The 19,346-nt window shown below is 64.6% G+C and carries 16 protein-coding genes; 6 read left to right on the forward strand and 10 right to left on the reverse strand.

Features of this window, described 5'->3' with window-relative positions; translation table 11 throughout:
* Positions 1-19: 19 nt before the first annotated feature.
* The 7 genes from rdgB to clpS form a co-directional block, all read right to left on the reverse strand.
* Positions 20-628 (reverse strand): RdgB/HAM1 family non-canonical purine NTP pyrophosphatase, encoded by a 609-nt coding sequence (gene rdgB, locus B0E55_RS29040; RefSeq protein ID WP_080910973.1) that lies wholly within the window; start codon positions 626-628, stop codon positions 20-22.
* A gap of 3 nt (positions 629-631) precedes the next feature.
* Entirely contained in the window at positions 632-1,417 is a 786-nt protein-coding gene (rph, locus tag B0E55_RS29045) for a ribonuclease PH (RefSeq protein ID WP_003945332.1), read from the reverse strand.
* Between the two features lie 52 nt (positions 1,418-1,469).
* Entirely contained in the window at positions 1,470-2,228 is a 759-nt protein-coding gene (locus B0E55_RS29050; protein ID WP_007733274.1) for a cyclic nucleotide-degrading phosphodiesterase, read from the reverse strand.
* A 97-nt stretch (positions 2,229-2,325) separates the two neighbouring features.
* Positions 2,326-2,985 carry a rhomboid family intramembrane serine protease gene (locus B0E55_RS29055; protein WP_080910974.1) on the reverse strand — a complete coding sequence of 220 codons (660 nt, stop codon included), beginning with the start codon at positions 2,983-2,985 and terminating at the stop codon, positions 2,326-2,328.
* 92 nt (positions 2,986-3,077) lie between these two features.
* On the reverse strand, positions 3,078-4,145 hold the full coding sequence (locus B0E55_RS29060; protein WP_080910975.1) for a P1 family peptidase: 1,068 nt from the start codon (positions 4,143-4,145) through the stop codon (positions 3,078-3,080).
* Positions 4,142-4,732, reverse strand: a complete 591-nt coding sequence (aosR, locus tag B0E55_RS29065) for an oxidative stress transcriptional regulator AosR (RefSeq protein WP_003945318.1) — start codon at positions 4,730-4,732, stop codon at positions 4,142-4,144. The genes B0E55_RS29060 and aosR overlap by 4 nt, the downstream gene beginning before the upstream one ends.
* Before the next feature lie 56 nt (positions 4,733-4,788).
* Positions 4,789-5,100 carry an ATP-dependent Clp protease adapter ClpS gene (gene clpS / locus B0E55_RS29070; protein ID WP_029255695.1) on the reverse strand — a complete coding sequence of 104 codons (312 nt, stop codon included), beginning with the start codon at positions 5,098-5,100 and terminating at the stop codon, positions 4,789-4,791.
* Positions 5,101-5,221: 121 nt separating this feature from the next.
* Here clpS and B0E55_RS29075 point away from each other — a divergent pair, with 121 nt between their 5' ends.
* Genes B0E55_RS29075 through B0E55_RS29085 form a run of 3 tightly spaced genes read left to right on the forward strand, consistent with a single transcriptional unit; the run spans position 5,222 to position 9,264 of the window.
* Positions 5,222-6,562, forward strand: coding sequence for a nicotinate phosphoribosyltransferase (locus tag B0E55_RS29075; protein ID WP_192804686.1), 1,341 nt, complete (start codon positions 5,222-5,224; stop codon positions 6,560-6,562).
* On the forward strand, positions 6,559-7,206 hold the full coding sequence (locus tag B0E55_RS29080) for a nicotinamidase (RefSeq protein ID WP_080910977.1): 648 nt from the start codon (positions 6,559-6,561) through the stop codon (positions 7,204-7,206). The genes B0E55_RS29075 and B0E55_RS29080 overlap by 4 nt, the downstream gene beginning before the upstream one ends.
* 9 nt (positions 7,207-7,215) lie before the next feature.
* Positions 7,216-9,264: an ATP-dependent DNA helicase gene (locus tag B0E55_RS29085; RefSeq protein WP_080910978.1), complete on the forward strand. Its 2,049-nt coding sequence runs from the start codon at positions 7,216-7,218 to the stop codon at positions 9,262-9,264.
* 68 nt (positions 9,265-9,332) lie between these two features.
* On the opposite strand, the gene glgP is transcribed toward B0E55_RS29085, so the two are convergent.
* Positions 9,333-11,933: an alpha-glucan family phosphorylase gene (gene glgP, locus B0E55_RS29090; protein ID WP_021333461.1), complete on the reverse strand. Its 2,601-nt coding sequence runs from the start codon at positions 11,931-11,933 to the stop codon at positions 9,333-9,335.
* 177 nt (positions 11,934-12,110) lie between these two features.
* Here glgP and B0E55_RS29095 point away from each other — a divergent pair, with 177 nt between their 5' ends.
* The 3 genes from B0E55_RS29095 to B0E55_RS29105 are packed head-to-tail and all read left to right on the forward strand — an operon-like array spanning position 12,111 to position 17,784.
* Positions 12,111-14,135 (forward strand): alpha-1,4-glucan--maltose-1-phosphate maltosyltransferase, encoded by a 2,025-nt coding sequence (locus tag B0E55_RS29095; RefSeq protein WP_020970040.1) that lies wholly within the window; start codon positions 12,111-12,113, stop codon positions 14,133-14,135.
* Complete coding sequence (gene glgB, locus B0E55_RS29100; RefSeq protein WP_031331511.1) at positions 14,135-16,336, forward strand: 1,4-alpha-glucan branching protein GlgB; 2,202 nt, start codon at positions 14,135-14,137, stop codon at positions 16,334-16,336. The genes B0E55_RS29095 and glgB overlap by 1 nt, the downstream gene beginning before the upstream one ends.
* The gene (locus tag B0E55_RS29105; RefSeq protein ID WP_020970042.1) at positions 16,336-17,784 is read left to right on the forward strand and encodes a neutral zinc metallopeptidase; all 1,449 of its coding nucleotides are present in this window, start codon (positions 16,336-16,338) and stop codon (positions 17,782-17,784) included. Before glgB ends, B0E55_RS29105 begins: the two co-directional genes overlap by 1 nt.
* Before the next feature lie 18 nt (positions 17,785-17,802).
* Here B0E55_RS29105 and B0E55_RS29110 read toward each other — a convergent pair whose 3' ends face one another.
* Together B0E55_RS29110 and B0E55_RS29115 are read right to left on the reverse strand one after the other, a co-directional pair.
* Entirely contained in the window at positions 17,803-18,699 is an 897-nt protein-coding gene (locus B0E55_RS29110) for a tetratricopeptide repeat protein (RefSeq protein WP_020970043.1), read from the reverse strand.
* A gap of 105 nt (positions 18,700-18,804) precedes the next feature.
* Entirely contained in the window at positions 18,805-19,167 is a 363-nt protein-coding gene (locus B0E55_RS29115; protein WP_020908283.1) for a DUF3817 domain-containing protein, read from the reverse strand.
* Between the last annotated feature and the right edge of the window lie 179 nt (positions 19,168-19,346).

Raw genomic sequence — 19,346 nt, forward strand, 5'->3', positions numbered from 1 at the left:
CTACTTTTCGAAATTCGGTTCAGCCGGCCAGTGCCGCCAGCGCCGGAACAAGCTGCACGAGCGCGCGCCCTCGATGTGACGCCGCATCCTTCTCGGCCGGGGTGAGTTCTGCGGCAGAGCGGGTGTCGCCGTCCGGACGGAAGATGGGGTCGTATCCGAAGCCCCCGTCGCCGGCTGGTTCTCGGCCGATCACCCCGCGCCATTCGCCGCGCACGACAGTCTCGTCGCCGCCGGGGATCACCAGTGCACAGGCGGAGACGAATGCCGCGCCGCGCCGCTCGTCTGGCACGTCTCCCAGCTGAGCCAGGACAAGCGCCGTGTTGGCGCCGTCGTTTCCGTGAGTGCCCGACCATCGCGCGGACAGCACGCCGGGCATACCGTTGAGTGCATCGATCTCGACACCGGAATCATCTGCGATGCAAGGCATTCCGGTTGCCGCCGCGCCGTCACGTGCCTTGGCGAGTGCATTCTCCTCGAACGTCGCCCCGGTCTCGGGGGCCTCGGGGAACGGCGGCACCTCGTCGAGCCCGACCAGTTCGATTCCGTTCACTCCAGCGGCGTCGAGCACCCGGTGAAGTTCCTTCAGTTTCTTGACATTTCGGCTGGCAACCAGTACTCGTACGCTCACAGCTCAGGCACCGAACTTCTTTTTGGGTTCCGGATTCTTCGGTTCGGGTAGCACCCCGGGATACGGCTCGGCCAACGCTTGACGCTGGATCTCGAAAAGTTGCTCACAACCAGCCAGAGCGGAGTCGAGCAGCTTGTCCAGCGTCGAGCGTGGGAACGTGGCGCCCTCACCGGTTCCCTGGATTTCCACCAGCGTGCCGGTATCGGTGGCCACGACATTCATGTCGACCTCGGCGCGCGAATCCTCTTCGTACGGAAGATCGAGGCGCACTCGTCCGTCCACGACGCCGACGCTGACGGCCGCTATGCCACACGAGATGGGCTGAGGGTCGGAGAGCAGGTCGGCTGCGCGCAGGTACGTCACGGCGTCGACCAGGGCCACGTACGCCCCCGTCACTGCCGCGGTGCGGGTGCCGCCGTCGGCCTGGAGGACATCACAGTCCAGGGCGATGGTGTTCTCGCCGATCGCAGCGAGATCGATGCAGGCCCGAAGTGATCGGCCGATGAGTCGACTGATCTCCTGCGTACGGCCGCCGACCTTGCCCTTGACCGATTCGCGGCCGCTGCGTGTGTGCGTGGCGGCGGGAAGCATCGCGTATTCGGCTGTCAGCCAACCCAAGCCGGAGCCCTTGCGCCAGCGGGGTACTCCCTCTTCGACGCTGGCCGTGCACATGACGCGAGTGTTCCCGAACTCGACCAGAACGGATCCGGCCGGATGACTGGTGAACCCGCGGGTGATCTTGACCGTGCGGAGTTCGTCGTCCGCCCTACCGTCTTCTCGTGTAGTCACCTTCGTGAGCCTAGCGGTCGCCCGGTCGGCACTGCATCGAATGTGAGGGGAATCAGATGTCGTAGACGCTTCCGGCGGAGACGGCATGGACCGGTCCGGAGAATTCGGATTTCGCTTCGGCGATCACGTCTTCGCGGGAGGTCCACGGCGGGATGTGCGTGAGGAGAAGTTCCTTGACGCCGGCGAGGGCAGCCACACGGCCGGCTTCCTTACCGGAGAGGTGAACTCCCTCGGGGCGATCCGGACTGTCGGTCCACGAAGCTTCGGAGAGCAACACGTCCGCTCCACGGGCGAGTTCGACGACGTTGTCGCACATACCCGTGTCACCGGTGTAGACGAGCACGCGGCCGTCGGCGCCGGTGATCCGGAAACCGTAAGCCTCGGGTGGATGATTCATCCGACGGGCGACGACGCTCAGTTCTCCGAACGTCACCGGCTCGTTCTCGGCCCAGAGCCGGACGTCGATGGTGTCGGAGATGTCATCCATCTCGCCGGCACACTCGGCGGAGGACACTCCGATGCGGCAGGCCGTGTCGGTGGGGCCGTAAACCAGAGCCCGCCCGACCGGCGGGTTGGGGTGATAGCGACGCCAGACGAGCAGGCCGGGCATGTCGAGACAGTGGTCCGCATGAAGGTGCGAAAGCAGGATCGTCACCTCGCCCGGATCGGCGTATCGCTGCAACGCCCCAAGAACTCCCGGGCCGAAGTCGATCACGAGCGGCGGAGTTCCCGGTGCCGTGAGCAGGTATCCCGAAGCCGGTGAATCCGGACCCGTGACGCTGCCGGAACACCCCAGGACGGTCATGCGCATACCGGTCATGCTGCCACGTCTACCCGTCTGGAAAAAAGCTCTTGGTGGTTTTGGCGCGTCGAAGTCACACCGCAGCGAGGGTGTGACCCACGTCCGTTCAGAAACTCGGTGGTCGGACGGCCGGCGCCGACCCTGCGCGCTTGGCCCTCTCCCCCGACGTCAGCGCCCAGGCGGCCACCACGCCGCCGATCGCTCCGAACAGATGTCCTTGCCAGGAAACCCGTGGATCGCTCGGGAGAACGCCCCACAGCACTCCGCCGTACACGACGAAGACGGCAACGCCGATCAGGATCTGTGTGAAACTCCGCGTGAAGAACCCGCGCACCAGCAGGTAGGTGACCCAGCCGAAGATCAGCACGGACGCACCGACGTGATTCGAATTCGAGCCGGCGAACAACCAGGTCCCGACACCGCCGATCACCCAGATGATGCCGGTCGCCGCGAGTCCGCGCGCAATTCCCGACACCAGCACGAGGAACCCGAGGATCAGGACCGGAATGGTGTTGGCAATCAGGTGAGCCCAGTCGTCGTGCAGGACCGGGGCGAACAGGATTCCCCACAGGCCGTCGAGCGTGCGCGGGGTGACGCCGGCGTTCTGGACGTTCTGACCGGAGATGGCATCCACGATCTCAATCACGTAGAGCAGGATCGCGAAGCCGCCCACCAACACGGCCGACTGCTTCCACACCGAGGGCGGACCGGATTTCGGTGCCGGCGTCCGGGTGCCGAAGTCCGGATTGTTGAAATCCATCGTCATCGTGTGCGTCCTCCACCGTCGATCCGGTTTTCTGATTCGGTCACTCGCGACCAGGCTCAATTCGAGATTACCGCCGATTCCCGGAGCGCTGCCTAGAGAAATGCCGACGGAAAGAGTTCGCGGTAGCTCGGGATTCCGGCTACCGACGTGGCGTCGAGAATCGCTGTGACGATCGCACGTTCGACAACCTGCGCCGAGGCGGCACACACCGCATCGAGTATCGGCAGATCGTTCGGAAAAGCGGCCGGAACCGCGATCTCCGAATTCGGAGTGTGATCGCCGGTGGCGAGCGCAAAGATCGTGTCGCCGTCGAGCGGCGAATGCGCGGGCCGAATCGCACGAGCCAGACCGTCATGCCCTGCGACGGCGACGCGTCGGCACCCGGCTTTTGCCAAGGCGGCGTCAGTGGCGACCACACCGATCGTGGTGTTGAGGACTGTTCCCTTGGCTGCAACGGCGTTGGCCGCCGCGAGTTCGGACGCGTCGGGAAGCCTGAGCCCGAACGACTCCGCCCCGTCCGAGCCGACGCCCCACGGCAAGCCTGTTCTGGGATCGAAGACCGAACCCACCGGGTTCGCCACGATCAACGCGGAGACCGTCGTACCCTCGGCCGGGCCGTCGGCGATCACGACGCTGGCCGTTCCCACCCCACCCTTGAGCGCTCCGGCTCTGGCACCTACGCCGGCGCCGACCGTGCCCGTGGCGAATTCGCGCGAAGCGGTGTCGGCAGCGAGGAATCCGAAGTCTCCGGTCGGACGAACGGTCCAGTCCCCCACCGGCAGATCGAAGATCACGGCGCCGGGCACGATCGGTACCACCTGACCAGGAGCACCCATCGCGATCCCGCGATCGTGTTCCTCGAGCCAGCGCATCACTCCATCGGCCGCGGCAAGTCCGTAGGCACTACCGCCGGTCAACAGCACGGCATTGACCTGCTGGACCGAATGGCTCGGGTCGAGTAGGTCGGTCTCGCGGGTACCCGGACCGCCGCCGCGGACGTCGACTCCGGCAACCACACCGGCCGACGCGAGCACGACCGTGCAGCCGGTGGCTGCGCCGCTTCCGAGAGTGGCTCCCTCGTCGAGCTTGTGGTGATGGCCGACAGCGAGGCCGGCGACATCTGTCAGTGAATCAGTGGGCCCGGTCCGCGTCGTGGTCATGGCATGAGCGCCTGGACGAGGGAGTCCTGCATCCACGTCAACCAGTGATAGACGTCGAGATGCGGGGCGCGCGGGTCGTCGGGTTCGAGGCTCTCCGGGGTGTCGGCGTCGATGCCGAGATTGGTTCCGAGCGCGAGACGGACGTCGTTGAGCGAGGACAGCCACGCATCGGCCTGTTCCTGCGTGAGAACGACCTTGCCGCCGGCCTCCGGAAGCGAAGCCAACAACATGCGAGCGGACTCACGCTTGGCGTCGATGATCTCGGGTTCGTGCAAACTACGCAGCGCGCCGTTGACATTGGCGCCGGCGTCGTCGAGATCGTCACTGTCCGGAGCGACCTTGTCCGGATCGGTGCGCTGGAAGTCGGGAAGCAAACGCGCCAACACCGGATTGTCGGGCGTCTCCGAATTTCCGGTACGAAGACCCGTCAGCGCGGCGAGCTCGTCTTGCGGCGCCGAAGACGCGCGCTCGTCGAGAAGCCCGGTCACCGACTCCACGAGCGAGCGCAGAACCGCCGCCTCGTGGCCGTCCATCTCGGACTTGAACTTCACTCCGCCGAGTGAACTCTTCCTACTCCACGTCCGCACGCGTCGGACTCCCGTCTACGAGTTAGGCGAACAAATCGGTCGAAAAAGTGCTTTTCTCAGGTGTCGTCGCGTTGCATCGTGGCCCAGAGACCGGCAGCGTGGAGGCGACGAACATCGGCCTCCATCTTGTCGCGCGAACCGCTCGAGACCACGGCCTTGCCCTCCGAATGGACCTGCATCATCAGGTCGGTGGCCTTGGCTTTGCTGTAACCGAACAACTTCTGGAACACGTAAGTCACGTAATGCATGAGATTGACCGGGTCGTCCCAGACGATGGTCACCCAGGGCCGATCTGCGGCTTCGATGGTCGCAACAGCCTCCGACTGCTCGGGCGTGGCTTGAGGAGAAGAAGCCGTAGCGCCTCTCATCGTTACGTTCGCCGAGTAAGTGCCGGACACGGTCGCGCCGCCGAAAACCATGTATCCAGGGTACGGCGCGACGAGAGGCGACAACACCCACCCACGTCGTCTCGCGCATAGAGTTGTGTGCGTGCCTACGCAAATTTCCGACATCCGCGACGCCGGTGCCAGCACCGCACTGCTCACCGATCAGTACGAACTGACCATGCTCTCGGCGGCTCTCGCCGACGGATCTGCCTTCCGCAACTGCAGTTTCGAGGTATTCGCACGGCGGCTGCCAGACGGTCGTCGCTACGGCGTCGTCGCCGGTACCGAACGCCTTCTCGACGCACTCGAGCAGTTCCGGTTCGGCGAACCGGAACTGGCGATCGTTGCGAAGTTCCTCGACGACACGACCGTCGAGTGGCTGCGCAACTATCGATTCTCCGGTGACATCGACGGCTACCGCGAGGGCGATTTCTACTTCCCCGGATCACCGATCCTCTCGGTCCGCGGAACGTTCGCCGAGTGCGTCATCCTCGAAACCTTAATTCTCTCGATCCTCAACCACGACAGCGCGATCGCTTCGGCCGCAGCCCGCATGGTGAGCGCAGCGGGCGGTCGACGGATGATCGAGATGGGCTCGCGTCGTACACACGAACAGGCCGCCGTCGCCGCTTCACGTGCCGCGTATCTCGCCGGCTTCGACGCCACCTCCAACCTCGAAGCCGCGCGGCGTCACGACGTACCCAGCGCAGGTACCAGTGCGCACGCCTTCACTCTCCTGCACACCACCGAAGACGGTCCGGACGAGGCAGCGGCATTCCGCGGTCAGGTCGCGGCACTCGGCGTATCCACCACGTTGCTCGTCGATACCTACGACATCACCGAGGGTGTGAAAACGGCTGTCGCCGTTGCCGGACCCGAGCTGGGTGGGGTTCGCATCGACTCCGGCGATCTCGGCGTTCTTGCTCGTCAGGTACGCCAACAACTCGACGATCTCGGTGCTACCAAGACACGCATCGTCGTCTCCGGCGACCTGGACGAGTACGCGATCGCGGCTCTGCGCGCCGAACCCGTCGACTCGTACGGTGTCGGTACTTCACTGGTCACCGGATCGGGCGCGCCCACCGCAGGCATGGTTTACAAGCTGGTCGAGGTCGACGGAATCGCGGTCGAGAAGAGAAGCACCAACAAGGCATCTCGCGGCGGCGCCAAGAAGGCACTGCGCGTGGTTCGCCCGACCGGAACGATCGTCGAAGAAGTCATCTACCCTGCCGGCTCGCCCGCTCCGGTTTCCGAGGCGGACGGCGCAACCGAACTGCTGATCTCGTTGGTTCGCGAAGGCAAGGTCGTCGAGAGCGCACCGACGCTCGAAGAGAGCCGCGCAGTTCTGAAGGCCGGGCTCGTGAGCCTGCCGTGGGAAGGACTCAAGCTCTCGCGCGGAGACTCGGCTGTGCCCGTTCGATTCTCCGGAGGTGAGCACCAGTGAGTGCTAAAGCACTGATCGTCGTCGACGTTCAGAACGATTTCTGTGAAGGTGGCGCTCTCGCGGTCGACGGCGGTGCTGCGATTGCGGCGGCCGTCAACGATTTCGTCAACTCCCACGAGTACGACGCCGTAGTCGCGACTCGCGATTTCCACATCGATCCTGGGGCGCATTTCTCCGAGACCCCAGACTTCGTCGACAGTTGGCCGATTCACTGCGTCGTCGGGACGGCCGGCGCCGAGTTCCACCCGGCGTTCGACGCTTCCGTCGCCGGTTCGGCGATCTTCTCCAAGGGCGCCTACAGCGCGGCCTATTCCGGTTTCGAAGGAGCAGCCGAGGACGGCACGACGCTCGAGGACTGGCTCCGCGCCCACAAGATCACCGACGTCGACGTGATCGGCATTGCCACAGATCACTGTGTCAAGGCCACGGCCATCGACGCGGCGCGCGCGGGATTCGCCACGACGGTCCTTCTCCCCTTCACCGCAGGTGTGTCGACTGCCACGATCGAGTCGGCATTGGTACAGATGCAGGAGGCGGGAGTGCAGCTGATCGGGCGAGACGAGGCGTCGTCGGAAGAAGACTCGAATGCCGGGGAACTACCCCGGGAATCATCCGTGGACGTTTCTGACGTAGGGATCCATTAACCTTCGTGGGTGGCCGATCAACTCCCGAACGTTCCCGAACTGCTCCAGACAGCGGTGCGGTCGCTCGGCGGTGCCGAACGAACCAGTCAGCTGACGATGGCGTCGGCCGTGGCGCACTCGATCGACACGGGCGAGCATCTGGCCGTCCAGGCCGGCACCGGTACCGGTAAGTCACTCGCCTACCTCGTTCCGAGCCTGCGCCATGCGGTCGAGTCTGGGCGCACTGTGGTCGTGTCCACTGCCACCATCGCGCTTCAGCGCCAGCTCGTCGATCGAGATCTGCCACGGCTGGCCGATGCACTGGAGAAGCCACTCGGCCGGCGCGCCGAGTTCGCAATCCTCAAGGGCCGCAACAACTACCTGTGCATGAACAAGATTCACACCGGCGCGTCGGAACAGCCGCCCGAGGACGAGTTGTTCGATCCGTTCACGGTCTCGCGTCTGGGCCGGGAGGTCGTCCGCCTCACCGAATGGTCCTCCGACACCGAAACCGGTGATCGTGACGAATTGGTACCGGGGGTATCCGATCAGGCGTGGCGGCAGGTCAGCGTCACCTCCCGCGAGTGCATCGGAAAGAACCAATGCCCGGTCGGTGAGGACTGCTTCGCCGAGCGCGCCCGCGTCGAGGCGTCGAAGGCCGACGTCGTCGTCACCAACCACGCGCTGCTCGCTATCGACGCCATCACCGGCATCCAGATCCTCCCTGACCACGACGTCGTGGTGATCGACGAAGCCCACGAATTGGTCGACCGCGTCACCGGTGTTGCCACGGCCGATCTCACAGCTTCTTCGATCAGTGCCGCGGCCAGGCGTTGCGGCAAGATCGCCGAAGAGCAGGACGCCGACCGACTCGAAGCCGCCGGCGAGGGTTGGGCGGGGCTCCTCGAGGAATTGCGTCCAGGTCGATGGGAAGGCCTCCCGGACGGTGCGGCGCCCGCACTGGCCGCGATACGCGACGCGGCCTGGTCGCTGCGCACCGCAATCGGTCCGGCCAAACCGGGCATGGCAGCCGCAGACCCCGAAGCCGCTGCAGCCCGCAACGCTGCGCTCTCGTCCGTCGACGACGTCCACGACAGTGCCGTGCGTATTCTCACCGCTTTCGACGAACCAGACCCGGCCAAGCGCAAGGACGTCGTCTGGCTGTCCTCGGACGAGTTCCGCGGATCGGTGCGGCGCTCCGTCCGGATGGCTCCGCTCTCCGTCGGCGGATTGCTGCGCTCGCGACTGTTCGCCGAATCCACCGTCGTTCTCACCTCCGCGACACTGACCGTCGGCGGATCGTTCGACGGTCTCGCCGTCAACTGGGGCCTTCCTGCGGAATCGTCGGTGCGACCCGACTCGGGTACCGCCATCGGCACTGAAGCACCTTCTGACGCTTCTGCTTTCCGCTGGAACTCACTCGACGTCGGGTCGCCCTTCGACCATGCCAAGGCCGGCATCATCTACATTGCCCGCCACCTGCCCACGCCCGGCCGCGACGGCCTCTCCCCGGTCTATCTCGACGAGATCGCCGAACTCGTCGAGGCTGCCGGCGGACGCACCCTCGGCTTGTTCTCATCGATGCGCGCCGCCAAAGCCGCATCGGAGGCGATGCGCGAACGCCTCGACACCCCGATCCTGTGCCAGGGCGACGACGCCACCGGCACCCTCGTCAAGGCCTTCGCCAAGGACGAACCCACGTCACTGTTCGGCACGTTGTCCCTGTGGCAGGGCGTCGATGTCCCTGGCCCATCGCTCAGCCTCGTCATCTTGGACCGGATTCCGTTCCCGCGCCCGGACGATCCACTGTTGATGGCTCGCCAACAAGCCATCGAATCCCATGGCGGTAACGGCTTTCTCAGCGTCTCGGCCAATCACGCGGCGCTGCTCCTGGCACAGGGCGTGGGTCGCCTGCTTCGCAGCACCGACGACAAGGGCGTGGTGGCCGTGCTCGATCCGCGTCTGGCCACGGCGAGATACGCGGGTTACCTTCGCGCATCGCTGCCGCCCTTCTGGGAGACGACCAACCCCGAAGTCGTCCGCAAGGCGCTCACCCGCATCCGCGACTCACGTCCCTGACCCAGTTCTCACCCGGGCACAATTCTGCCCCGGTACCGACCGAACGGACCGGGGCAGAATGCAATACGTCAGACGCTCGGAGTGGTCACCAACCCGAGTTCGGACGCATCGACCAACAAGCGGTGATGCGGCAACACCCGCACGGTGTAACCCACGGAACCGGAGACCGGAAGCGCAACCTCGGCTTCGAAGATCTCGGTTCCGTCCTCGGCGCCGAAGTGTGTCATCGGGAACGTCACAACGTCGGTGAGTTCCTCACCCGGGCTGACGCGTCCCAGGACTGCCTGGACCTGGACATCCGAGACCGACAAGCCGCCGAGGCGGACCTTGGCCTTCAACGAGATGGTCGCACCGATCTCCGGAGTGTCCGGCAGTCCGGAACCGTCAACCTGCTCGACGGCGACCGACGGCCACTGCGATTCGATGCGACGACGGAACTCGGCCACCTCACGCGCGCCGGCAAAATCGTCCGCCACTACCGCTCGAGCTGATTCCGCCGAAGGGGCGTAGTAGTCGACGGCGTAGTCACGAACCATGCGTGATGCCAACACCTTCGGGCCCAGATTCTCGAGGGTGTGTCGAACCCTCTCGACCCAGCGCGTCGGCAGATCGGCTGCATCACGGTCGTAGAACGTCGGCAGTACCGCGTGCTCGAGAAGTTCGTAGAGCGCGCTGGCTTCCAGATCGTCACGCCGCACGTCGTCGAGAACACCGTCGGCCGTCGGAATGGCCCATCCGTTCTCGCCGTCGTACATCTCGTCCCACCATCCGTCGCGAATGGAGAGGTTGAGTCCACCGTTGAGCGCGGACTTCATGCCGGAAGTGCCGCACGCCTCGAGTGGGCGAAGTGGGTTGTTGAGCCACACGTCGCAGCCCCAGTAGAGGTACCGGGCCATCGACATGTCGTAGTCGGGCAGGAAGACGATGCGGTGACGCACATCCGCTTCGTCGGCGAACCGTACGACCTGCTGGATGAGTGCCTTACCGCCGTCGTCGGCGGGGTGCGACTTACCTGCCACCACCAACTGCACCGGACGCTTCTCGTCGAGCAACATCGCACGCAGACGCTCGGGATCACGCAGCATCAGCGTCAACCGCTTGTACGTAGGCACGCGCCTGGCGAATCCGACAGTCAAGACGTTGGGATCGAAAACTCCAGTAGTCCAGCCGAGTTCAGCTTCGGTCGCGCCGCGTTCGAGCCACGACGCTCGGACGCGACGACGGACTTCGTCGACCAACTTGCCGCGCAACGCATTACGTGTTTCCCACAGTTCGGTGGCCGACAACTCGTGTAGGCGCTCCCAACCTCGCGCTTCTTCGAGTTGCTCCTGCCCCACGATCCGCCTGGCCACGTCCATCCACTCCGGCGCCGCCCACGTCGGAGCGTGGACACCGTTGGTGACAGATCCGATCGGCACCTCGTCGGCGTCGAATCCCGGCCAGAGACCGTTGAACATGTCGCGACTGACGATGCCGTGCAACTTCGAGACGCCATTGGCTCGCTGGCCCAGGCGAAGACCCATGTGCGCCATGTTGAAGATCGACGGATCGGATTCGCGCCCCATCCCGACTATGCGGTCGACGGTCAGACCGGGAAGCAAACTCGATTCGTTCTCGCCGTTCGCTCCACCGAAGTAGTGACGGACCAGATCCGCCGGGAAGCGGTCGATTCCGGCGGGAACCGGAGTATGCGTCGTGAAGACCGTTCCGGCGCGGACCGCGGCCAGAGCCGAATCGAAGTCCAGACCGCTGGTGGTCACAAGTTCCCGAATCCGTTCGATGCCGAGGAATCCGGCATGCCCCTCGTTCATGTGGAAAACCTCGGGATCGGGCAATCCGTACGCCGCGGTGTAGGCACGCACCGCGCGGACGCCGCCGATACCTGCGAGGATCTCCTGCTTGATGCGGTGATCCTGGTCCCCACCGTAAAGACGGTCAGTGACGCCGCGCAGATCCGCGTCGTTCTCGGAGATGTCGGAATCGAGCAGCAGCAACGGCACTCGTCCGACCTGAGCGATCCACACTCGCGCACGCAGCACTCGTCCACCGGGCATCGCGACGTGAATGACGACCGGTGATCCGTCGTCGGAAGTCGGGCCTGCGTCCGTCAGCAAACGAAGAGGCAACCCTTGAGGGTCGTGCGGCGGGTAGTGCTCGGCCTGCCAACCGTCGGCGGTCAGCGACTGGCGGAAGTAGCCGGATCGGTAGAGCAGTCCGACGCCGATGAGCGGCAGCCCGAGGTCGGACGCGGCCTTGAGGTGATCGCCCGCGAGGATGCCCAATCCGCCGGAGTAGTTGGGCAGAACTTCGCTGACTCCGAACTCCATGGAGAAGTACGCAATTCCGCCGGCCAACGATGTGCCCTTGGCCTGCTGGGACTGATACCAGCGCGGCGTGCTCAGATAGGCATCGAGATCGGCTGCTGCAGTGTCGAGGTCACCGAGAAATGCCTCGTCACTGCTGAGTTCGTCGAGACGGGTGGGGTTGACTTCCCCGAGCATGCGGACCGGATCGAACTGGACTGCTTGCCAGAGTTCGGGGTCGAGTCGCGAGAACAGATCCTGTGTCTCGGGATGCCACGACCACCGAAGGTTGGTGGACAGGGGGCCGAGCGCGGCGAGGCGCTCCGGAATGTGGGCTCGGACAGTGAACCGACGCAAGGCTTTCACCCCGCGAACCCTAGTCGAGTTCCTTGCACTCTGTCCGGTGGAACCGAACGCCCGAGCCGACCTGACCACCGACAGACCCGAATTCGTCGTTATCAGCACTCCAGCGTCGCACCCACTACGGTTGAACCCGGCGAAAGAAAGTTTTACCGCGATCCATCATCAGAAATGGAGCTTCCCGTGTCAGGACGCCTCGGTATCGACGACGTGGTACCCGAGATCTCGGGTAACTATCCGGCAAAGGCCGTGGTCGGTGAAGTCTTCCCGGTGCACGCCACCGTGTGGCGAGAAGGCCACGACGCCATTTCCGCCACTCTTGTCGTGCGTGGTCCGCGCGGTACCAAGCCGCTGCGCATTCCGATGGATCCCGGGACCGAACCGGACACCGTCGACGCGGTGTTCACGCCGTCCGCCGAAGGTATGTGGTCGTTCCGGATCGAGGCGTGGAGCGATCCCATCGCCACCTGGAAGCACGCCGTGGAAGCAAAGCTCGCCGTCGGGCAAGGGGCGGCCGAGTTGGCCAACGACCTGGAAATCGGTGCGCGCCTGTTCGAAAAGGCCGCGCACGAAGTGCCGCGGGGCAACAGGTCCAGGCTCGAGGCCGTCACGGCGTCGCTGCGCAGCGATCAGGCGCTGACTGCTCGCGTCGCTCCGGCCTTCGCCTCCGACGTCGCCGAACTGCTCCGCGCTACTCCACTTCGCGAACTGGTCACCAAGGGCGAGTCCCACCCTGTCGTCGTCGATCGCAGCCGTGCGCTGTTCGGCTCCTGGTACGAGTTCTTCCCCCGTTCGACCGGTGGATGGGACGAGAACGGAGTACCGCAGCACGGCACGTTCCGTACCTCTGCCGAAGACCTGCCCCGCATCGCCGCAATGGGTTTCGACGTCGTCTACCTTCCGCCGATCCATCCCATCGGCGAGATCAACCGCAAGGGTCGCAACAACACCCTCACCCCCGAACCCGGCGACGTTGGTTCGCCGTGGGCGATCGGCTCTGCCGACGGCGGGCACGACGCTGTTCACCCCCAACTCGGCACGCTCAAGGACTTCAAGGCCTTCGTCGCTGCGGCCCGCAAGCTGGATCTCGAAGTGGCACTGGATCTCGCGCTGCAGTGCGCCCCGGATCATCCATGGGCTCAGAAGCATCCGGAGTGGTTCAACGTCCTTCCCGACGGCACCATCGCCTACGCCGAGAACCCGCCCAAGAAGTATCAGGACATCTACCCGATCAACTTCGACACCGATCCTCGCGGTCTGGACAAGGAAATCCTGCGCGTGGTCCGCCACTGGATCAATGCCGGAGTCAAGATCTTTCGTGTCGACAACCCGCACACCAAGCCGCCCAACTTCTGGGAGACACTCATCTCGGAAGTCAAGAAAACCGACCCCGACGTCTTGTTCCTCGCCGAGGCTTTCACTCGTCCGGCGCGCATGTACGGCCTTGCCCGGCGCGGGTTCACGCAGTCGTACACGTACTTCACCTGGCGAGTTGCGAAGTGGGAGCTCACCGAATTCGGTAACGAGCTGGCGGCAAAGGCCGACGAGGCCCGACCGAACCTTTTCGTGAACACACCGGACATCCTGCACGAGTCCCTCCAGCACGGTGGGCCCGGAATGTTTGCACTGCGAGCAGCTCTCGCCGCCACCCTGGCGCCGACGTGGGGCGTCTACTCCGGTTACGAACTCTACGAACATCAAGCCGTTCGCCCCGGCAGCGAGGAATACCTCGACTCCGAGAAATACGAACTTCGGCCGCGCCGTTTCGCCGAAGCGGCAGCGCGAGGCGAATCTCTCGAGCCGTGGATCACCGCTCTCAACCGCATCCGGCGTGCACACCCGGCCCTGCAGCAGTTGCGGAACCTGCACTTTCACCACATCGACAACGACGCGTTGATCGCCTACTCGAAGTTCGACGCCTCGACCGGTGACGCCGTCCTGACGGTGATCAACCTCAACCCGTTCGCGGCAGAAGAGGGCACCGTCTGGTTGGACATGCCGGCGCTCGGCCGGGAATGGCACGACCACATGACCGTGCTCGACGAGGTTACCGGTGAGCAGTTCAATTGGGGCCAGGCCAATTTCGTCCGCCTCGAGCCCTGGCGTTCGGTGGCGCACATCCTCGCGCTCCCACCCGTTCCGTATCCGGCCCGGATCTCTCTGGCCTACCAAGCTCGCAATGCGCACCGCGCAGGTGGAGGCAAGTGATGCCAACCGAAAAGTCCCCTTCGGGTATCGCGCCGGACAATCACGATCTGGAACTGTTGGCGCGCGGTGAACATCACGATCCGCACAGTGTTCTCGGCGCCCATCCCCACGCCGACGGCACCGTTCTGCGAGCGTTGCGTCCCAACGCCGAGTCCGTCAGCGCCGTCATCGGCGGCAAAACCTTTCCTCTCGAACATGTTTCGAACGGGATCTTCGCGGCTCTGGTCCCCTACCCCGACCTGATCGACTATCGCTATTCCGTGACGTACCCGGGTGGCCACACGGTTCTCGCAGCCGACCCTTACCGATTCCTGCCGACTCTCGGTGAACTCGACCTTCACCTGTTCGGCGAAGGTCGGCACGAACGACTGTGGGACATCCTCGGCGCACATCCGCGTTCGTACGAGACACCGGACGGACCCGTCGACGGCACCTCGTTCGCCGTCTGGGCTCCGGCCGCCCGCGGCGTGACCGTCGTCGGCGACTTCGACGGGTGGAGTGGGCAATTCGCCCCCATGCGAGTCCTCGGCTCCACCGGGGTCTGGGAACTCTTCCTGCCCGACATCGCAGTCGGTTCGCTGTACAAGTTCCGGGTCCACGGCCACGACGGCTCGGTTCGCGACAAGGCCGATCCCATGGCATTCGGTACCGAGGTACCGCCGGCGACGGCGTCGCGAGTGACCACCAGTTCGCACGAATGGAACGACGCGGCCTGGCTGGAAACCCGCGCTGGTGTCGACCCTTCGCAGTCCCCGATGAGCGTGTACGAGGTGCACCTCGGATCGTGGCGTCCGGGACTCGACTACCGACAGATGGCCGAGCAACTCGCCGTATACGTCACCGAAACCGGATTCACCCACGTCGAACTGCTGCCCGTCTCCGAGCATCCGTTCGGTGGATCGTGGGGGTACCAGGTCACCTCGTACTACGCACCGACCTCCCGCTTCGGCACCCCGGATGACTTCCGCTGGTTCGTCGACCACCTGCACGCCGCAGGGATAGGCGTCATCGTCGACTGGGTGCCTGCACACTTCCCCAAAGACGAATGGGCCCTTGCCCGTTTCGACGGAACGCCGTTGTACGAGCACGCGGATCCGCGTCGCGGAGAGCAGTTGGACTGGGGCACATACGTATTCGACTTCGGTCGCCGCGAGGTCCGGAACTTCCTCGTCGCCAACGCGCTCTTCTGGCTCGAGGAGTTCCACATCGACGGACTGCGCGTCGACGCCGTCGCATCGATGCTGTACCTGGACTACTCACGTCCGGAAGGTGGATGGACTCCCAACATTCACGGTGGCCGCGAGAATCTCGAAGCTGTTGCGTTCCTGCAGGAGATGAACGCCACCGTCCACAAGAACCACCGAGGAGTCGTCACCGTCGCCGAGGAGTCGACGGCGTGGCCCGGAGTCACTCGGGCGACCAATGTCGGTGGCCTCGGGTTCAACATGAAGTGGAACATGGGGTGGATGCACGACACCCTCGGGTTCCTCGGTCACGACCCGGTGCACCGGACTTACCACCATCACGAGATCACTTTCTCGCTGATGTACGCGTGGAGTGAGAACTACCTGCTACCGATCAGCCATGACGAAGTGGTGCACGGCAAGGGAACTCTGTGGACCCGGATGCCCGGCAACGACTTCGCCAAGGCTTCCGGCCTGCGCTCACTGCTTGCGTACATGTGGGCGCATCCGGGCAAGCAACTGCTGTTCATGGGACAGGAGTTCGGTCAGAGCGCGGAATGGTCCGAAGAACGCGGCCTCGACTGGTGGCAACTCGACGATCAGTACACCGGCACTCTCCACCGCGGCGTCCAGCGACTGGTCGGAGATCTCAACTCCGCGTACCGACGTCATCCGGCGATGTGGACCCTCGACACCTCCCCCGGCGGATACTCCTGGATCGACGCCAACGACACCGAGAACAACGTCCTCAGTTTTCTGCGTTACGGTACTGACGGTTCGATTGTCGCCTGCCTGTTCAACTTTTCGGGCAGTGAGCACTCGAGCTACCGCGTCGGGCTACCAGAGCCCGGCCGATGGGTGGAAATTCTCAACACCGATGCCGAGGTGTATGGCGGCTCCGGAGTCGGGAACCTCGGAGCGGTCACGGCAACGTCGCGTTCGTGGCACGGTCGGCCAGCCTCCGCACAGGTGGCGCTGCCAGCTGCTGGAGCGATTTGGATAAGTCTGGAGCGTTGATGGTCGGCCGGCGAGTAGTCATTGTCACGTCGTCACTGTTCGCAGTGGCCGCACTGCTCGCCGGTTGTGCCAGCGGAACGAACGGGCACGCCGTCTCGATCTATCACGATCCGTTCCGCGTCGCCGGACTCGACGCAACAGCAGGCCCCAGCGGATTGCGCCCGGGAGCCCCCAATGCGGACCGAGCAATCACCGGTACCGACGGCGGGGACATCGACGCCCTGGCGGCCAACGCCATCACCGACATCGAAACTTACTGGGCCGCCGAGTACCCGGCTCTGTTCGACAAGCCCTTCGAGCCGGTTGACGAGCTGATCTCGTGGGACCCCACCGAATCGAACGGCCCGGACTTCTGCGAAGAGACCACCGAAGAACTCATCAACGCCGGGTACTGCAGCATCGATCACACCATCGGTTGGGATCGCGAACTGCTACTGCCCGAGGTACGCGAGAAGTTCGGCGAAGTGGCCGTCGCCTTCATTTTCGCGCACGAGTACGGCCACGCCGTTCAACGCAAAGCCGGGATCGTCGGCGGCAAACGAGATGCGGCCCTGGTGCGAGAACAGCAAGCCGACTGTTTCGGTGGCGCCTTCTTGCGGCACGTCGCCGAGGACAAGGCCGCACACTTCACGATGAACACCTCCGACGGCCTCAACAAGGTGTTGGCCTCGGCGGTCGCCATCCGCGACGAAGACCCTAATGATCCTGAGAGCCACCATGGTTCGGCGTTCGAGCGTGTCACCGCCACTCAGATCGGCTTCACCGACGGCGCCGGTGCCTGCGCGAAGATGGACGCCGACGAAATCGAGTCACGACGCGCAGACCTCCCGCAGCAGTTCGCCGAAGGCAACGACTCCGGAGAACTGCCTGTCACCGAGGCAACGCTCGACGAGTTCGTGAAGACATTCCAAGCCATCTTCGATCTACCCGAGCCGCCGAAGGTCGTGTTCACCGGCGCAGACACCGGGTGCAGCGACGCCGTTGCGACCGAGCCCGTCTCGTACTGCCCGTCGACGAACACCATCGGAATCAGCGTCGACGACCTGGCCGAGCGCGGCACGCCGGGTCGCGTCGGACGGCGCGAGTTGATCCAGACCAACATCACCGGTGACTACAACGCCTACGTCCTGCTCGCGTCGCGGTACACCCTCGCGATGCAGAAGGAGAACGGCCAATCGCTCGACACTCCGCAAACTGCCTTGCGCGCCGCCTGCCTGTCCGGCGTCATCACCGCAGCGCTCAGTCCCACCAACGCTGCGGCGTCCGGAGCTCAAGTCACACTCTCCCCCGGCGACCTCGACGAAGCCGTATCGGGGCTGCTGACCGACGGCCTCGCCGCCAGTGACGTCAACGGTGAGACGGTGCCGAGCGGGTTTGCGCGCGTCGACGCGTTCCGGACCGGTGTACTGGGTGGCCGAGAAGTGTGCGACAGCCGCTACACGGAGTAGCGGCTGCCGGTCCACACGTCAGTAGAGAGCGGAAGCCAACTTACGCCGGGCCGCGATGACGATCGGTTCTGCCGGGTCGAACAGTTCGAACAATTCGAGCAGGCGCGTCCGCGCTGCGGCCTTGTCGTCGCCGGCGGTTCGCGATACCACCGAGATCAAGCGAGCGAACGCAGCCTCGGGTTGCTGGGCGAACATTTCCAGGTCGGCTGCAGCGAACTGCAGTTCGAGATTGGACGGATCAGCATCCGCGGCCGCAATCGACTCGGGATCGACGCCCTGAACCCGAGCCATGAACTTCACCTGGCGGACAGCGCTCTTGGCCTCCGCGTTGTTGGGTTCGGCGTCGAGAATCACCTGGTACGCAGCGATGGCGGCGTCGAGATCGCCCTCGTCCAGCGCGGTTTCAGCGGCCACGAAGCGAGGATCCTCGACCTCCTCCACCGGTTCGTCCCCGTCGGACACCGGCCCACTCAACTTGCCCTCGACAGCTTGGAGCACTGCGTCGAACCACTGACTGAGCTGCGCCTCTGGCTGAGCGCCCTGAAAATCGGCCAACGGCTGACCAGCTGCGACGGCAACAACCGTCGGCACCGACTGGACACCGAATGCCTGCGCGATGCGAGGACTCACGTCGACGTCGACGTTGGCAAGAATCCACTTGCCGCCGGCGCGCGCCGCCAATGATTCGAGAACTTCGGTGAACACGACCGAGGGCTCGTATGCGCGGCCACCGATGTTGACGATGACCGGCACCTGGCTCGACTTCAGCAGGACTTCGCTTTCGAAGTTCTCCTCGGTCACCTCGATCACTGCCCCGGAGACAGCAGAAACGGCCCCGTCGCCGCTGGTGTTACGCGGCGGTGGTGGGGCCGTGGCCCGCTCTTTGAAGGCGGACAAGTCGACTGCGCCGCTCATGGCGGCAGCAACTGCGGACGAACGCGCGGGGGGCCTGGAACCTGGTCGAGTCACGACTCCCAGTTTGTCACGAGTTGCGCGAAGCTACGTAGAGGGATGCAGCACTCAGACGAGCGCCGCGTTGCCCTTGGACGCCTCGAACTCCGTGGACAGCTCACCGAGCTTGCCGTTTCGCACTGCCCAGCGTTCGAATATCACGGTGCCGAACGGGGGAACGCTCGAGATCAGCGCAAGGATCGTGGTCTTGATGTCCCACTTGAGCGACCACGCAGTCAGCAGAGCAACAACGATGAACACCAGGAAGCCCGCGGTGCCGTGGACCATTCCGGGGATGCGAATCGCTTCTTCGTGTCCGAGGACCCACTTGAAGAACATGGCAACCAGCAAGGCCGCCCAGGTCACAGCTTCCCACCACGCCACCAGACGGAAGCGTTTCGCGGGAGTGGATACGTCAAAGATGTTCGCCATGAGGCCATTGTGCCCGAACAACTACGACGCCCCGTAGTTGTGTGAGCAAAACCACGGGGCGTCGCAGAGCGAGAGCGCTCGTTCAGGTGTATTTAGACACTCACGCCTTGGGGACGCGGATGATGAGTGCGTCGCCTTGTCCGCCGCCGCCGCAGAGTGCGGCTGCGCCGATGCCGCCG

This window comes from Rhodococcus sp. 66b (genome assembly GCF_002076325.1).
Classification (GTDB): domain Bacteria; phylum Actinomycetota; class Actinomycetes; order Mycobacteriales; family Mycobacteriaceae; genus Rhodococcus_F; species Rhodococcus_F erythropolis.

Bases quoted from the DNA above. Each gene is read 5' to 3' on its own strand.
- B0E55_RS29105 (WP_020970042.1), top strand. From the start codon at position 16,336: ATGGTCGGCCGGCGAGTAGTCATTGTCACGTCGTCACTGTTCGCAGTG.
- B0E55_RS29060 (WP_080910975.1), bottom strand. From the start codon at position 4,145: ATGACCACGACGCGGACCGGGCCCACTGATTCACTGACAGATGTCGCC.
- B0E55_RS29115 (WP_020908283.1), bottom strand. From the start codon at position 19,167: ATGGCGAACATCTTTGACGTATCCACTCCCGCGAAACGCTTCCGTCTG.
- B0E55_RS29110 (WP_020970043.1), bottom strand. From the start codon at position 18,699: ATGAGCGGCGCAGTCGACTTGTCCGCCTTCAAAGAGCGGGCCACGGCC.
- B0E55_RS29050 (WP_007733274.1), bottom strand. From the start codon at position 2,228: ATGCGCATGACCGTCCTGGGGTGTTCCGGCAGCGTCACGGGTCCGGAT.
- glgB (WP_031331511.1), top strand. From the start codon at position 14,135: ATGCCAACCGAAAAGTCCCCTTCGGGTATCGCGCCGGACAATCACGAT.
- clpS (WP_029255695.1), bottom strand. From the start codon at position 5,100: ATGAGAGGCGCTACGGCTTCTTCTCCTCAAGCCACGCCCGAGCAGTCG.
- B0E55_RS29055 (WP_080910974.1), bottom strand. From the start codon at position 2,985: ATGACGATGGATTTCAACAATCCGGACTTCGGCACCCGGACGCCGGCA.